The 15,300-nt window shown below is 39.6% G+C and carries 12 protein-coding genes and 1 pseudogene; 1 reads left to right on the top strand and 12 read right to left on the bottom strand.

Annotation, left to right across the window (positions count from 1 at the left end):
• Positions 1 to 2 precede the first annotated feature (2 nt).
• The 5 genes from BTN98_RS06815 to BTN98_RS06795 form a co-directional block, all read right to left on the bottom strand.
• The gene (locus tag BTN98_RS06815) at positions 3 to 575 is read right to left on the bottom strand and encodes a cysteine hydrolase family protein (RefSeq protein ID WP_060997446.1); all 573 of its coding nucleotides are present in this window, start codon (positions 573 to 575) and stop codon (positions 3 to 5) included.
• Positions 576 to 715: 140 nt separating this feature from the next.
• Complete coding sequence (locus BTN98_RS06810) at positions 716 to 1,354, bottom strand: murein L,D-transpeptidase catalytic domain family protein (protein WP_060997447.1); 639 nt, start codon at positions 1,352 to 1,354, stop codon at positions 716 to 718.
• Positions 1,355 to 1,858: 504 nt separating this feature from the next.
• Positions 1,859 to 5,062, bottom strand: coding sequence for a chitinase C-terminal domain-containing protein (locus BTN98_RS06805; RefSeq protein WP_060997448.1), 3,204 nt, complete (start codon positions 5,060 to 5,062; stop codon positions 1,859 to 1,861).
• Positions 5,063 to 5,443: 381 nt separating this feature from the next.
• Positions 5,444 to 6,076, bottom strand: a complete 633-nt coding sequence (locus BTN98_RS06800) for a YccT family protein (protein ID WP_060997449.1) — start codon at positions 6,074 to 6,076, stop codon at positions 5,444 to 5,446.
• Between the two features lie 179 nt (positions 6,077 to 6,255).
• Complete coding sequence (locus BTN98_RS06795; RefSeq protein ID WP_060997450.1) at positions 6,256 to 7,446, bottom strand: class I SAM-dependent methyltransferase; 1,191 nt, start codon at positions 7,444 to 7,446, stop codon at positions 6,256 to 6,258.
• Positions 7,447 to 7,670: 224 nt separating this feature from the next.
• On the opposite strand from BTN98_RS06795, the gene yccX reads away from it, so the two are divergent.
• A complete protein-coding gene (gene yccX / locus BTN98_RS06790) occupies positions 7,671 to 7,943 on the top strand; it encodes an acylphosphatase (RefSeq protein WP_060997451.1) in 273 nt (90 codons plus the stop codon).
• 68 nt (positions 7,944 to 8,011) lie between these two features.
• On the opposite strand, the gene tusE is transcribed toward yccX, so the two are convergent.
• The 7 genes and pseudogenes from tusE to BTN98_RS06755 all read right to left on the bottom strand — a co-directional run bounded on the left by tusE (position 8,012) and on the right by BTN98_RS06755 (position 15,016).
• The gene (tusE, locus tag BTN98_RS06785; RefSeq protein ID WP_060997452.1) at positions 8,012 to 8,341 is read right to left on the bottom strand and encodes a sulfurtransferase TusE; all 330 of its coding nucleotides are present in this window, start codon (positions 8,339 to 8,341) and stop codon (positions 8,012 to 8,014) included.
• A 133-nt stretch (positions 8,342 to 8,474) separates the two neighbouring features.
• Entirely contained in the window at positions 8,475 to 9,143 is a 669-nt protein-coding gene (locus tag BTN98_RS06780) for a Bax inhibitor-1/YccA family protein (RefSeq protein WP_060997453.1), read from the bottom strand.
• A 226-nt stretch (positions 9,144 to 9,369) separates the two neighbouring features.
• Positions 9,370 to 10,143 (bottom strand): amino acid ABC transporter ATP-binding protein, encoded by a 774-nt coding sequence (locus BTN98_RS06775; protein WP_060997454.1) that lies wholly within the window; start codon positions 10,141 to 10,143, stop codon positions 9,370 to 9,372.
• A gap of 19 nt (positions 10,144 to 10,162) precedes the next feature.
• Positions 10,163 to 11,254, bottom strand: coding sequence for an amino acid ABC transporter permease (locus tag BTN98_RS06770; RefSeq protein WP_060997455.1), 1,092 nt, complete (start codon positions 11,252 to 11,254; stop codon positions 10,163 to 10,165).
• Positions 11,255 to 11,256: 2 nt separating this feature from the next.
• A pseudogene (locus BTN98_RS06765) lies at positions 11,257 to 12,448 on the bottom strand (amino acid ABC transporter permease).
• Positions 12,449 to 12,520: 72 nt separating this feature from the next.
• On the bottom strand, positions 12,521 to 13,492 hold the full coding sequence (locus tag BTN98_RS06760) for an amino acid ABC transporter substrate-binding protein (RefSeq protein ID WP_412779397.1): 972 nt from the start codon (positions 13,490 to 13,492) through the stop codon (positions 12,521 to 12,523).
• A 300-nt stretch (positions 13,493 to 13,792) separates the two neighbouring features.
• Positions 13,793 to 15,016 (bottom strand): L-lactate MFS transporter, encoded by a 1,224-nt coding sequence (locus BTN98_RS06755; protein ID WP_060997458.1) that lies wholly within the window; start codon positions 15,014 to 15,016, stop codon positions 13,793 to 13,795.
• Between the last annotated feature and the right edge of the window lie 284 nt (positions 15,017 to 15,300).

The raw sequence follows: 15,300 nt of genomic DNA, 5'->3' as shown, positions 1-15,300 counted from the left end.
AGCTAAATTTGGGAAAGGTTTTTTGCTTGGTGTAAAGTTGCAATTCTTGAAAGCATCGCTAAAGAACGTTGGTGGTCCTGTTCTGTTGCTGAAGTGCAAGCATCACTGACAATATGAACACTGTAGTCTCGATCATGAGCATCTCGAACAGCAGATTGAATTGCCCAACAAGTACTCACGCCACAAAAATAGACATCGGTGATGGCATTTACGCGTAAGATGCTATCTAGCTCCGTGTTATAAAAGGGATTGACGCGTGACTTTATTACTACCGTATCATCTGTTGCTACGTGTAGATCTGGATGAAATTCAGTTCCCCATTTACCTAGCTCTAAGGCGCGATATTGTTGTGCTTTACCAAACATCGGTGAGTGATGTGGTAATTCAAGATAGTTAGGTTGAAAGCCGACTTTGACAAAGATACAAGGAAGACTATTTTCTTTTGCCCATTGAATAGCAATATTTGCATTATTGATCACATGGTGAGTACTAACTTGTTCAGCACAGCTAGGTATTTTGCCATTTTTATCGACAATATCATTAATGAAGTCAATGATGACTAAGGCTTTATTCATATTATCACCTTTAAGATCAGAGTTTGGTTCTAGCAAGTACTAATAAGCATACAATCAAATCTTAAATTTTAATATTATGAAATCTTAGATATAAAAAAAGCCTTTAGTCTTACAACTAAAAGCTTTTTATGTTGATGGTATTATTTAGCATAAGCAAAAATAACACTACCACCTTTGATCGTATCAATAATACTTTTGGTTAAATTTGTCGGTATAGCAGGGCAGCCCCAGCTACGACCAAGATAACCATTACGCTTTATGAATGCTTCAGATACATATTTAGCGCCATGGATAACGATAAAACGTTTTAAAGCGTTATCATTTTCACCCCGTGTTAACCCATTAAGTTTTAATGAGTAACCATTACCACCATTATATGTGCCTTCAGTTAAGAATGTACCTAATGACGTTTTATGTGAATTGACACGATTAGAAAATCTATCAGCGATTAAGCGACCACTGTTTTCACCGTGTGATACATAGGTGCGATAAAGTAATTTATTTGACTTTAAGTCTATGACATAAAATCGTTTTTCAGTAGAAGGCATGCTGTAATCAATGATCGTTAGCAGCGATTTCTTTTTGCCATGCGTTTTGTTGTAAGCAATAAATGCTTTTTTGAAGACATTAAAATCGATTTTGCCTTTTAAATCGGCTTTTTGGTAGACATAGTCAGCAACAATGTCTGCATTTTTTCGTTCTGTATTGACAACATGCGCAGACGCACTTAACGGTAAAAGACATACCATTAATAGAAATAGGTAAATAACTTTTTTCATTTCATTCTTTCTATTCTTAAACAGGTTGCAGATATTAGTAGCAATTAAGCGAGGTCACACTTTATCATAAATAAGAATTAAAGAAGAATATTTAAATTCTAAATTATAAACGTGCTAACCGCATTAATATGATGATATTTGATAAATTAATAGTTAATTTAATTATTGATAACAAAGGCTTATTAATATGAACATCATTTAATTAATAACAGTCAGTTAAATGAATGTGAAGCCAAAAAAAGCTCGTTAAATTCAGTTTCATACATGCATAAGTCATTGATTTTAGAGTATTATTGTGTTTTTTATTTTAATTATTTAATATTTAATAAAAATTTAAAATAATAATGTGACAAGGGATTTTTTAGGCAATATTTTTTAAGTGAATTAAAATGACAACAAATAAACCTGAATATAAGATGAAGAAAAATAAATAATAGCTATTCATATTGTTCAATATAAATAATAGCGCAAATATTATAAATAATATCTGCGCTAATCTATAGATTAAATATTACAAACTTTACTCCAGCTACCATCACTTCCTGGAATAGAGACAGTATACCAATTGGCTTTGAAGATTACGCCGTTATGGATAATTTGATCTCCTGAACCTGCATGACTTGGATTGCCTTGCCAATCAGTCTGAGGCCAGTTAGGGTAAGTATTTAGGCCATCTGAATCACAGCTGCCGTTATTACCACCCGTATCGCCACCACCGTTATTATCACCGCCACTGGCATTTAAATCACCGATAGGTAGGTTAGGTTGCTCAAACTTAAACGCATACTCATTACCATCAACGTTTACTGAGTAGTTAGCTGGGCCTGAGATTGGTAGGTAGTAAATGAAGTCTAGCTCGTAGCTTTCACCTGCTGGTAGTGCTTTCCACTTAGGCAGAGTAAAGGCGACACGGTGCATAGTTCCGTCTAGACCACCAATATTATCACCACGAGTATGACCAGAAGAAATAACTTTCAAGCCACCACCAGATTGATCTTTCGCGTTATCAGGTGCTGAAACTGGAATATCAAACTGGAACTCTGTACCACCCGGTAAATCACTACCCGTGTTGTTGGTAAAGGTTACGGTTGGGTTGATAGGGTAGTTTTGGTCACCAACTTTGAAGCCGTTAACGTTAACTGCAATATCAATTGCTTGAGTTGGAATTGCACCAGTGGCGATTGTATTTCCATATGGAGTTGCAGACTTAAACTTATCGTAGATAGCTTTCGTCATAGCGTTACCCATGTGGTACTCACCGTTACCAGAAGCACATGCCTTTTCAGTTGCATCAATAGTGTTAGTACGTTTACCATCTGCATCAAATAAGTAACAGTTGTAGTCGCCCGCAAGCTCCCAGAACATGATACCACCGATTTCTTTATCGATTACGTAGTCAGCTTTCACGCCAACCGATGCTTTATCTTCTGTAGAGATAAATACGCTCTTCTCTGCGTTCCATAACCATGGTGCAACAGCGACATCATCGTAATTACGTGTGTACGAACCAACAAGTTTATCTTGTGGATCATTTACAGGATCTAAACCATAAGCGGCTGTGTATGAACCGAAGATACCTTTTTCAAGGTTTTTCGCATGCCACATTGGGTTAGAGCCGGCACCCATTTCTTTACCATTTGGATCAAGATCGTGCCACATGTTGTCGATACCGATAGCACCGTAACCACAGTTATTCTTCTCGCCTTCACCAGTACCTGCCTGACACTCAGACTGGTTAGGTAGTGCTGCACGACCCCATAGACCGTTATCACCACCTTTTACACCTTGCCAACCACGGGTGTAGTATGGAACACCGATATTGATACGACCAGCAGGCATTGAACCACGGAAGTAGTGGTAAGCCCAGTCAGTATTTAGGTAGCCAATACCACCGTATGCTGCTGTGCCGTATACGTTCCACTGTGCTAACTCTGAATCTTTACCTGTATCGAATAGCGCAGCATTATGACCAACGTGGTCGTTCCAAGCACCGTGTAAATCGTAAGACATGATGTTTACATAATCTAAGTACTGAGTAACATCAAATGTTTCCATACCACGTAGTAGGTAACCAGATGATGGTGCTGCAATAGTTAGCATGTAGTGAATATCATCTTCAGCAGAAGCAACATCCAGTTTTTCACGAAGGACTTTCATCAGTTCTTGGTAAGAAGCCCATAGGTATGGACGACGTGGTTCCATGAACTCTTTATCGTATGGGTTACCAGCACCCGCCATAGATGTTGGGTATTCGTAATCAATATCAAGACCATCGAACTTGTACTTACGTAGCATTTCAACGGCAGATGTTGCGAATTTCTCAATGCCAGCATGGTTAATAGAACCATCAGCATTTGTCGTCATAGTGTAGAAGCCACCATCTGGTGCTCGACCACCATCAGTACCAAAGTGACCACCTGTTTCAGCCCAACCACCGATAGAGATTAATGTTTTAACATCGTGTTTAGCTTTTGCTGTTGCAAGTGCACCGAAGTGACCTTTAAAGCCAAGTGCTGGATCGATTTCAACACCATCCCATTCCATACCGACTGCCGCATTGCTTGGATCTGATGTATCACCGATGTTAACTTTGCCATCAGCACCAATACTTACGAATGCGTAGTTAATGTGCGTTAACTGTTCCCATGGGATATCATTAACTAAGTAGCTGCTTTGAGGATCATCGCCTGCACGCCAGCTTGTGAAGTAACCAATAACACGACGAGGGTGATCGGCACCCATCATTTCACGTCCATCTTCATCATAGATAGAACAGTAAGGTACATTTACGCCTTCAGTTTGGTATAAACCGTCAGGACGACAACCATTTGATACAACAGCGCCATTAACTGCAACCGAACTTACGGCTGAATCAGATGTTTTGTTTTGGTCATCAGTTGCACGAGCAAAGATTTTTGCATTGCCTGCTTGAACTGTTGTGTATTCAAGAGCATAAGGGGCTGTAGCTGCGGTGCCAACCAGTGCGCCATTTACGTAGAAATCAACTTTTTCTACCGTGCCATCAGTATCTGCTGCGTCAGCAGTAATAGTAACAACTTCACCTAACTCAACACTTGTCGCTGAAACAGCAACAGAAACGGTAGGCGCTTCGTTAACGGGTCCTTCAGGTGCGACATCGACACTAACACTTGCTTTGCTACTTGCTGCATTTTGATCATCGTAAGCCATCGCTGAAAGGCTATGTACACCTTCTGTTGCTGTCCATGCAAACTCGTATGGTGCAGTTGTTGTTGAACCAACAACTTGCCCATCGACTAGGAAATCAACTTTAGCAATAGTACCGTCAGTGTCGGTTGCATTTGCTTTGATTAGAACAGTTTCACCTGTTGTGATCGCAGCCGTAGCTGTTGGTGCAGTAAGACTTGCTGTTGGTGCCGCATTTTCTACTGGATCAACAGGTGGGTCGATAGGTGGCTCGCCACCAGAACAAAGATCGAGTTGAACCCATTGCGAGTATTGACCGTTATTGTCTTTCGGTGAGTTATTTTGTGTCCAGTAATTTGCTTTATAAGCAACACCCGCTTGTTGAACTTGATCGCCGCCCGTATAAACGCTGTCACTTTTCCATTCTGTAAGGTCTGTACAATCAACAGCTGCTTGTGCGTTGAATGCAAATAAGCATGAGAGGCTAAGGGTACTGAGCGTAAACATTCCCTTTGTTGCTATTCCTTGTTTCCCGCGATTCATATGTGATCCTTTTGTTTTATTATTGATACAGCACCTGTAATAAATCTGAGTTTATTTACTTTTTACGTGCCATAAAAAAACTATAAGTGCAATTAGCCTATTTGTACGAAGCAATGCTTGGATATTCATGTGAGATCGCGGAAAATGTTGCAATAATGTAAACTTTTGCTGGGGTATTGAATTAAGCGCACTGTAATTGAGTAGTTTATTAACGGAAATGATAATCAATACTTAATAAGGATTATATTGAGAGGCGCTATTAAGAAACGGATTTTGGTGTTGTGATGGGATTGATTTCCCCTTTGTTATTGGTTTTGAGTATTTACAACAAAGGGGAACTGTTCATGTCGCTAACACAGCATGTGTTATTAATCAAAAATATTAGTTATTGATGTTAGCTTTGAATTTTTCTTGTGTAGTAGTATCAGCTTTGCTGTACCAATAGTTTAACATTTTGCTAACATAGGCTTGATCGATATGCCCATCTTTTTCTGCTGGACTAACTTGCTGCTGTGCGCGTTGCATTTCATTGGCCGTAATTGCTGTCGCTAATGCAGCAGGGGCTTTACTTAAGTTGTATTGCGCGATCTCTTGTTGGTAATCACGGTTAATTTGTAGACCATCTTTGATCAAAACATCGTGTTTAAAAGGTACTTCACTACCATTGGCAGCTAATAAATGTAGCGTTGGTTGACGGTTAAATTTTTGAGCTTGGTAATCACTTGAAATTTTAGGCAACTGAAGGGTGTACGTTGCATCATTACCAGAAAATGTCATAACAACGACTTCTGAACGAAATAAGTGAGTATCACCATTCTCACGGTAGTTTTTATCGTAACGAAAAGCGATTTGGTTACTACCATTATTTAAAATTTGGGTTGCATTACCTTCCGCGTTAACACCATTGACGAGAACCAGTTCAGCAGATTGTGGTAGATTAAGTGTTACATCAGCAAATGATGAGAAGCTAATGCTACACGCCGCTAAAGAGAGTAGGGCTGTACGTAGTTTCATGTCGATTCCTTTTGAGTGCGTAGAATTAATAATGTGTATTAGGTATAGTGGTACCATTGTATTCTGATCATTACTGTATTGACAAATAACTATCAAAATTAATAGCTAATAACGTTTTTGTTGGTATAAAAAAACCCAGCGCAGGCTGGGTTTAATGTGCATTTAGATTCAACATTCTGTTACTTTACGTAACAAGCAAAACCTTTAAGGTAAAAACCTTCAGGGTAAGCACTGTCTAGAGGGTGATCAGCTGCTTGGCTGAAACGCTCAATGAACTGCACGTCACGGTGAGCATCAATTGCAGCATCAGCAATGATTTTTTGGAATAAGCCATTATCCATTAAACCTGAGCAAGAGTATGTTAATAGCATACCGCCTGGTTTTAGAATTTGCATTGCTAGCATATTGATGTCTTTGTAACCACGACAAGCACCCACTAGCTGAGACTTAGATTCAGCAAATTTAGGTGGATCCATAATCACGACATCAAATAGCTCGCCACGTTCACGGTATTCACGTAATAGTTTAAATACATCAGCGTTTACAAACTGTGCATTTTCAACCGGATAACCGTTAATTTCTGCGTTAAGTTGTGCGGTATCAAGCGCTGGCTGAGATACATCAACGTTAACCACTTCACTAGCGCCGCCTTTTAACGCGTATAAACCAAAGCCACCGGTGTAGCAGAAGCAGTTTAGAACCCGCTTACCATTAACATATTTAACCGATGCTTCACGGCTATCACGTTGGTCAAGGTAGAAACCTGTTTTGTGACCACCGACGATATCAACGTTAATCTTAACGCCATTTTCTTCGATAGTAACAAACTTAGGTGGCTCTTCACCGTGTAGAACGCCTGTACGTTGTTTTAAGCCTTCTTTTTTACGAACAGATACATCTGAGCGCTCGTAAATATTACAGCTAGGGTAACACTGTTGTAATGCTTCAATCAGTACTTCACGCTGTGCTTCAGCACCTGCACTTAGTAACTGACAAACTAAGTAATTTTGGTAGCGATCAATCGTGATACCAGGAAGGCCATCAGATTCAGCTGCAATTAAGCGGTAACCAGTAAGACCATCGCGAGCCGCTAAGATATCACGTAGACTTTGTGCAGCATTTAGGCGGTTAACAAAGAAGTTAACGTCAATGGCTTCATTTTTGTTGAATGTCCATACGCGAACGCGAATTTGAGACTGTGGAGAATAAGCACCACGTGCTAGCCATTCGCCTTTGTTATCGTAAACATCAACGGTTTCGCCAAGTTCAGGTTTTCCTTCAACACGGTCAATACCGCGAGAAAAAATCCAAGGGTGGCGACGGCGTAGTGATTTTTCACGGCCTTTTACCAAATAAATAGAAGCTGTCATGACATGCCCAGTATGGAGTTCGAGTGGGGGCGTATTATGTTGCTCTGGCTAGGTAAAATCAAATGAAAACGTCTAAGTCGGCATATAAAACCGCTATTGGGTGTTAAATAAACGATGGCGGTTGCTAATAACAACCTTCGCTTTTGTGAGTAAGAGAGCAGTTTGTTGCGAGGGGTAAACTAAAATAATGCATATAGACAATATAAAAAGGTGTGGAGGTTATTATGGCTCGATGTTGTGTAAAAACGCGTGTAGTAGGGCATGTACAAGGTGTCGGTTTTCGGTTTCATACTGCTCATCAAGGGCTGATGCTTGATTTAACAGGGTATGCAAGAAACTTAGCTGATGGAAGTGTCGAAGTGCTTGCTTGTGGAGAACAAGCGAATATTGATAATTTGTTGGCTTGGCTACAACATGGACCTAAGACTGCGACGATTGAACAGCTCACCAGTGAGACATTAGCATGGCAACATCTAAGTGGATTTAAAATGAATTAATGCCAAATAAAAAAGAAAACCAAACATAAAGCGTATTTGTGGCTATGTTTGGTTTTTAGCGTACTAACTTAAATACATTTCACAGGTTTTGGTAACCCAGCAAGTTTCGTTGCTTGCTTTGCTGGACCTTTGGGAAATAAACGATACAGATAACGTGAGCTACCTTTTTCTTCACCATATTGTTTTGCCATCGCTTTTACAAGCATACGTACTGCGGGTGAAGTATTAAATTCAAGGTAAAACTCTCGAACAAAGCGAATCACTTCCCAATGTGCTTCTGATAATTCAATCGCTTCTTCTGCTGCAAGTAATGCAACTAAATCTTCAGACCAATCATCAACATTCTTTAGATAACCTTGGGCATCAGTGTCGATTTGTACACCGTTAAATTCAAGCATAATAGACCTCTTTATTGCTAACGCAGCAAGAATAGTGATTCGTCGGTCTGGCTGCAAGTAAAAAACAAAAAGCCTGCATCAAGGCAGGCTTTTTCAGTTTTTATTGCTAAACAGGCTAATTAATAGCGAGTGCTTAGTTATCGCTGCTGTTCACTACACCTAGGATCTGAAGCAAGCTTAAGAATAGGTTGTAGATAGAAACATACAAAGTAACGGTTGCTGAAATGTAGTTAGTTTCACCGCCACGAATGATTGACTGGGTTGTCAATAAAATCGCTGCTGATGAGAATAATACAAACATACCGCTAATCGCTAACGATAGCATTGGCATCTTTAAGAAGATATTCGCAACAACGGCAACGATAATTGCAATAAAACCAGCCATTAACATACCGTTCAGGAATGACAAATCACGCTTAGTTGTTAATGCGTAAGCAGAACAAGCAAAGAATGTCAGTGCTGTACCGCCAAGTGCTGTCATTACAACGTGGCCCATACCAGCGCCAACATACATATTTAGAATCGGACCAAGTGTGTAACCCATAAAGCCAGTTAATGCGAATACAAAAACAAGCCCTAAGCTACTGTCACGGTTACGTTCAGTTAAGAAAATTAAACCGTAGAAGCCAACAAGAAGAAAGATCCAGTGTACTGGTGGAACATTCATCACCATTGCTACGCCAGCTACACCAGCAGAGAACAACAATGTTAGCGATAGTAAGAAATAAGTGTTACGTAAAACCTTATTGGTTGACAATACGCCTGCGTAACCGCTGTCACGATTAACCATACGTTCGTTCATAAGTGCTCCCCTTAGGGTAGTGATATTAATTCTATTAAAGCTATATATGAGGCTAAACAATATAAATTGCAAGTGTAAGCCAAGCTTTAGCGCCATTTGTTTGCCATGAAGCACATTATAAGTGTTTGAAGATTAAAATACTTACGGCAGTAGTGACTATTCATTGTTAAGTTGTAACCAAATATTTCATTAATTATGTTTACATTAATGGTGGCATTTTCTGCAATTAGTGCAATATTTGTTGTAAAAAAAGTTGGGAGCGGTCAGATTTTGGATTATCAAAAAAATCTTGTGGGTTATTTTCTTCAATGATTTCGCCTTGATCCATAAATATAACTCGATCAGCAACTTGACGAGCAAACCCCATTTCATGAGTGACACATAGCATTGTCATTCCCTCATTAGCAAGTTCAACCATTACATCCAATACTTCACGTACCATTTCAGGATCTAACGCAGAAGTTGGTTCATCAAATAACATCACTTGCGGGTTCATGCATAATGAACGTGCGATGGCTACTCGTTGCTGTTGTCCACCTGAAAGTTGGCCAGGGTATTTATGGGCTTGATCAGGAATTTTTACTCGCTCTAAATACTGCATAGCGAGCGCATTCGCTTCTTTTTTGGGCATTTTCTTTACCCAAATTGGCGCTAAGGTGCAGTTTTCTAACACTGTGAGGTGAGGGAACAGATTGAAGTGTTGAAAACACATACCGACTTCTTTACGGATCAATTCGATATTTTTTAAGTCTCCAGTAATGTCTTGCCCCGCAACTGAAATTTTTCCTTGTTGGTGTTCTTCTAAGTAATTGATACAGCGGATCATAGTTGATTTTCCTGAACCAGAAGGCCCACAAATTACGATCTTTTCACCTTTACGTACTTTTAGATTAATGTCTTTTAGTACGTGGAATTGACCATACCATTTATTTACGTCCTCTAATTCGATAACCCATGGCGTGTTATCATCATTGACTGTGGTGTCATTAGTATTTTTCATTATGCAATCCTTGCTAATGTTAGTGTCCAGTATGTAGTTTATTTTCTAGATAGATACTGTATCTAGACATACTAAAGCAAAAAATCCAGAAAACGAAAGCAACAAAAACATAGCTTTCAGTGGCAAAGCCTAACCATTCAGGATCACTGTTAGCGGCTTGTCCGACCCCTAAAACGTCAAACATGCCAATAATGAGTACGAGACTGGTGTCTTTAAATAATCCAATAAAGGTATTTACAATCGAAGGTATAGTGATTTTTAACGCCTGCGGTAAAACGATCAGATACGTCTTGCGCCAATAGCTTAATCCTAACGCATCTGCCGCTTCATATTGGCCTTTAGGTATTGCTTGTAGCCCGCCTCGAATTACTTCTGCCATATAAGCGGCACTAAATAGTACGACGCCAATTAAGGCTCTAATGAGCTTATTGGTTTCTAATTCAGAGCTTAAAAACAGGGGTAACATTACCGATGCCATAAACAAGACGGTAATTAATGGTACTCCGCGCCAAATCTCAATATAAACCGTACAAATGCTGCGAATAATCGGCATTTCTGAACGGCGGCCAAGGGCTAATACAACCCCAATAGGTAACGAGACCACAATACCAACAATAGCGATAACTAAAGTAATTAGTAATCCGCCCCATAAATGTGTTTCGACGATAGGTAATCCTGCAATACCGCCGTAAAGTAGAAATCCGGCAATAAACGGATAAATATTCACGAAAAATAGCCAAATCCAACCGCGATGAGGCGTTTTCTCGTAGGCGAGTAAGGCAATAAAAATAGCCAAGGTGGCGTAAAATAATTTTGGTCTCCATAATTCAGCGCTTGGATAGAAGCCAAACATGAACTGATCAAACCGTACTTTTATAAAGGTCCAACATGCGCCACTCAATGTACAGGCTTCACGAGAATTGCCTTGCCAGTTTGCATTGATGAATGCCCAATCTACAATGCTCCAGACGCCAATAATTGCAAAGTAGCCTAAGATGAGGGTAATAATTGTATTAAAAAATGAAGAAAAAAGATGTTGGCGTAACCATCCTATAATTCCCACTGTATTTGCTGGTGGGGGTAAATCGGGAAGAAATTGATGTTTACTCATGGTTACCTCTCAACCAGTGCCATTTTTTTGTTATAGATATTCATTAGCAGAGATGTGATTAAACTTAAGCTTAAATAAACCGCCATCGTCATTGCGATAATCTCAATCGCTTGTCCTGTTTGATTGAGGGTGGTACCTGCAAAAACAGACACTAAATCGGGGTAACCAATCGCCATCGCTAGCGAGGAATTCTTAGTTAGGTTTAAATATTGGCTGGTAAGTGGAGGGATAATGATCCGCATTGCTTGTGGGATCACTATTAATCGCAACGTTCTATTACGGCTTAATCCTAATGCTTCTGCGGCTTCTGTTTGGCCATGACTGACCGCATTAATACCTGAACGAACAATTTCGGCAATAAAAGCTGCGGTATAAATACTTAATGCCAGTAACAGTGCTGCAAGTTCAGGTAAAATGGTAATACCACCACTAAAATTAAACCCTTTAAGCGCAGGATAGTCGATACTGATTGGTTTGCCTGCGATAAAAAAGGCCAATAGTGGTAGTAAAATAATAATCGCTAGGCTCACGAGTAATACTGGCGATTGTTGACCGGTATCTTGCTGTTTTTTCTGGGCGTAATACTGGTAACCCATCGCAATAATAAAAGCAGCAATGAGAGCGATAAAAATAATACCGGAGCCTTGCTCAAAAATAGGACTTGGAATCGATAATCCGCGTACATTAAGAAAAATACTGTCGCCTAATTGTAAGCTCTGTCTTGGTGAGGGGAGAACCTGTAATACGGCAAAGTACCAAAAAAATTTGTAGTAATAATGGAATATTACGGAAAATTTCAATATAGAAAGCAGCAAAACGACTGACTAACCAGTTAGGAGATAAACGGGCAATACCAATAATAAAACCTAAAATCGTTGCTAATATCACACCGAGAACGGCAATTAACGCAGTGTTAAGCAAGCCAACAAAAAATGTGCGACCATAGGTGAATGTTTCATCGTAGTCGATAAGGGTTAAACCAATACCAAACCCAGCTTCTTGATTAAGAAAATCAAAACCAGTCGCAATACCACGGGTTTCTAAATTGGTTAAGGCATTATTGATGATGCTATAAAAGAAAAAAACCAGTGCTGCAATTGCAATAACTTGAAATATTACGGCACGAAAAGTGGGATTATAAAAAATATTTTGATGGGTAGATCTTGTCTGTGATCTATTCGTGGGTGTTTCCATACAACATCCTCATATCCATTGAGATGTACAGAGGGAGCTATTACAGCTCCCTTTTATTATTAAACGGTATTATTAACGAATAGGTGGGGCATATTGAATACCACCTTTAGTCCACAAGGCGTTTAAGCCACGTTTAATTTTAAGTGGTGAATTAAGACCGACGGTACGCTGGAAGCTTTCACCATAATTACCCACTTGCTTAATGATTTGGAAACCCCAATCATCATTTAAGCCTAATCCTTTGCCTTTTGGTCCATCAAGACCAATTAAGCGGCGAATATTTGGATCTTTTGATTCTTTTTTCAGGTTATCGACATTGGCGGAAGTGACATTGAATTCTTCAGCATTTATCATGGTAAATAGTGTCCAACGCACAATATTAAACCATTGGTCATCACCTTGACGAACCACTGGACCTAGTGGCTCTTTAGAAATGATTTCAGGTAGAACAATAGCAGATGTTGGATCTTTAAGGTTGAGACGTAGAGCATATAAGCCCGATTGGTCAGTTGTAAGCACATCACAACGTCCAGAATCAAAGCCTTTTGATGTTTGCGGTGCGGTATCAAAGACAACTGGCTTATATTTCATGCCATTAACACGGAAGTAGTCGGCTAAATTAAGTTCTGTTGTGGTACCGGATTGCACACAAACAGCAGCACCATCGAGATCTTTTGCACTCTTTATACCCATGTCCTTTTTGACCATGAAACCTTGACCGTCATAATAGCTGACGCCGGTAAAGTTGAGGCCAAGCGATGTATCGCGGTGCAGTGTCCAAGTGGTATTACGCGACAAAATATCAATTTCACCCGATTGTAAGGCAGTAAAACGTTCTTTTGCTGTTAGGGGGATATATTTAACTTTGGATTTATCACCTAATGTTGCAGCGGCAACTGCTTGGCAAAATTCAACATCAAGACCTTCCCATTGACCTTTGGCGTTAGGGTTTGAAAACCCAGGTAAGCCAGCACTTACGCCACATTGGACGTATCCCTGTTTTTTAACTTTATCAAGTGTGCTGTCGGCGGCATTTGCATTCATTGCAAATATGGTGGCAGATGTAGCAAGTACAGCTAAGACACCTGTTATTTTTTTAGCCATTAGTACCTTCCTTGTCTGGTCAATAGTAAAACTACGTTGTCTTAACATGTAATACTATCAATAAATAATTAACAATACATTAACAAGTACAAGTATAGAAAAATATATATAAAGGTCTAGTTTTGTTGGAAATAAATAGTGTTAGGTGATGATTATGAGAGGTCAGACAACAAGATTTGTAATATCAGAGGAAACAAAACCCAGCGTGATGCTGGGTTTTGCTTTTAAGCGAAACAGGTATTATACGGCTGCGAGTTTTTTCTCTAGTGCTGCTGCATCTACTTTCTTAGTGATAACAGACAGTACAACAGCAACTGCGATCATTACCGAACACACAGTGTACGCTAGGGTGTAAGTACCTGTTGTATCAACTGCAAATGCTGCTACTACAGGACCGATAAAGCCACTTACGCCCCATGCAGTGTAAAGCACACCATAGTTAGCGCCGTAGTTTTTAAGGCCATAGAAATCAGCAATAATTGATGGGAAGACAGCAAGTAATGTACCGTAACCAACCCCCGCTACTGCAGCACCGATAATTAACGTGAACTCAGAGTTAAATGTAGCGAACATCACCATATTAATGCCTTGCATTACAAAAGCGATCATCAGTGTTTTTACGCCACCAATTTTATCTGACAGAATACCCGCGACAACACGACCACCTGAGTTAAAGATTGCTAGAATAACAACAAGATAAGCCGCATCTGTGATATTTGCTTGTGTTGCTGCAATAGAAGTAATGTTACCAATGATCATTAAGCCTGCAGCCGAAGCAAATGCATACATTACCCATAGAGAATAAAACTGTGGCGTTTTTAGCATGCCACGCCAATTAATATCAACAGGCTTATCTGATTTCGCTTTATAGCCTGCAGGTGCTTCTGGCACATAATCTGCTGGTGGATTGTTAATGGTAAAGGCCAGTGGAACAGCAATCACTAATACCGCAACACCTAAAACAAGGAAGCTCGTATTAATACCATACTCAGCAATAAGTGCAGATGTTAGTGGTGCTAAGTAAACTGCAGCCAATCCAAACCCAGCTGCGATTAAGCCGTTAACTAAGCCTTTTTTCGATGGATGGAACCATTTCATCGCTGATGGGCTTAAACAAGCGTAACCAAAACCAATACCACTACCTGTCATAATACCAAATGTTAGTACTAGCATCATTGGTGTCGTTGCAAAACTTGAGATGATCATACCTAAGCCAACCATCACTGTACCAAGAATAAGTACACGACGTGGGCCCATGCGATCTTGTAAAATACCAGCAACTAACAATGATAATGCAAAGGTAATAATAGCAACAGTATAAGGCAGTGATGCATCAGCATTCGACCAGCCTAAATCAACAACGAGTGCTTTTTTAAATACACTCCAAGCATAAAGGATACCCATACATAAGTTGATACAGAAACCCGCAACAAGGATCTGCATAGCTCGATCAAATTTTTTCATAGAAAACTCAATTAATTAATTCTTAGCGTTGTTATGAATGGTTGAAACAACAACGATAAGCGAGTGATTTAGTGTAATGACTAAAGTCAAACTTTAGAAAGAGCGCGGAGTGTAACAACATCGAAAAAATAAGATATTGGTCAGACATTCCTTGTTACAAAACAGCAAAGAACAGCCAATATAAATAGATAATTAGTGAGGAAATGAGTGTATAAAAACAAAAAGGGGCAAGATAGAGCGTTACTTTTATCGTAACGTTATCTATCTTACCCCTTTATTGAAAG

Source organism: Photobacterium aquimaris, assembly GCF_002954455.1.
GTDB lineage: Bacteria > Pseudomonadota > Gammaproteobacteria > Enterobacterales > Vibrionaceae > Photobacterium > Photobacterium aquimaris.
The sequence above is the reverse complement of the archived record's forward strand: the minus strand, read 5'-3'. Positions and strand labels throughout refer to the sequence as shown.